Annotated in this window: 1 protein-coding gene; it reads left to right on the top strand. The window is 67.2% G+C overall.

Annotated elements, in window-relative coordinates; genetic code table 11:
* Positions 1–243: 243 nt before the first annotated feature.
* Positions 244–1,434 (top strand): IS110 family transposase, encoded by a 1,191-nt coding sequence (locus tag CIB93_RS36945; protein ID WP_096633126.1) that lies wholly within the window; start codon positions 244–246, stop codon positions 1,432–1,434.
* The last annotated feature ends 19 nt before the right edge of the window (positions 1,435–1,453 follow it).

Raw genomic sequence — 1,453 nt, 5'->3', positions numbered from 1 at the left:
TCATGCGGTCCTACCTTGTTCGTGGGTTGGACGGGCCGTCGTAAGGTCCAGAGACCCAGAGACGCCGGGTATGGCTTTCATGCGGTTGCCCTTGATGGTTCTGGCCACCTGGCCGCCCGGCGTCTCACGACGACTCGGCCGCTGATTAGGAGCTGCGAACACCTTCGGGTGGATCGCTGAGTAGGACCACGCTGGCGAGGTCGTCCGGGAGTACAGCGCACCGTCGAACGACCGGAGGAACTGGTGGCCCAGATCTGGGCGGGTACGGACATCGGCAAGACCCATCACCACTGCGTGGTCTTGGACGCCGAAGGCAAGCGGCTGTTGTCGCGTCGTGTGCTGAACGACGAGCCGGAGCTGCTGGCCCTGCTCGCGGACGTGCTGGCCCTCGGCGAAGACGTGGTCTGGGCGGTCGATGTCGCCGACGGCATGGCCGGACTGTGGATCAGCGTGCTGCTCAACCACGGCCAGCAGCTCGTCTACATACCGGGCCTGGCGGTCAACCGGGCCTCGGCCGGTTACCGGGGCATGGGCAAGACCGACGCCAAGGACGCCACCGTCATCGCGGATCAAGCCAGGATGCGCCGGGACCTGACCGTCCTGCGGCCGGACGACGAGCACGCCATCGAGCTGCGAGTCCTCACCAACCGAAGGACCGACCTGACCGCTGACCGGACCCGCAGGATCAACCGCCTGCGCGGCCAACTCACCAGCATCTTCCCGGCCTTGGAGCGGGCACTCGACCTCGGCAACACCGGACCACTGATCTTGCTGACCGGCTACCAGACCCCGGCAGCCCTGCGCCGGACCGGCCGCAGTCGGCTGGAGACCTGGCTGCGCAACCGCAAGGTCCGCACTCCCGAAGCCCTGGCCGAGGCCGCTCTGGAAGCAGCTGAACGCCAGCACACCGCCGTCCCCGGGGAGAAGATCACCACACAGGTGATCCACACCCTGGCCAAGGAGGTGATGAGCCTCAACGAGCAGATCACCGAGATCGACAAGCTCATTGCGGCCCGGTTTCGCGACCACGAACTTGCCGAAGTGATCGAGAGCATGCCCGGCATCGGCCCGCTGATGGGCGCTGAGTTCCTCGCTGCCACTGCCGGCGACATGAGCCGCTACGGCACCGCCGACCGCCTGGCCAGCCTCGCCGGCGTCGCCCCGGTTCCTCGCGACTCCGGCAATGTCAGCGGCAACCTGCACCGGCCCCGGCGCTACCACCGCGGGCTGCAGCGCGTCTTCTACACCTCCGCGCTCATCAGTATCCGCAGCTGCGGCCAATCGCGCCGCTTCTACGAACGCAAACGCGCCGAAGGCAAGCGGCACACCCAGGCCGTCCTCGCGCTGGCCCGTCGGCGCGTGAACGTCCTGTGGGCCCTGATCCGTGACGGAAAGTGCTTCCAACACGCACTCCCGGTCACAACGGCGGCTTGACAACATCATTAGGAGGTGG

The organism is Streptomyces sp. WZ.A104, assembly GCF_002382885.1.
Taxonomy (GTDB): Bacteria; Actinomycetota; Actinomycetes; order Streptomycetales; family Streptomycetaceae; genus Streptomyces.
Note: the sequence above shows the minus strand (reverse complement) of the source record. Positions and strands in the feature narration are given on the sequence as shown.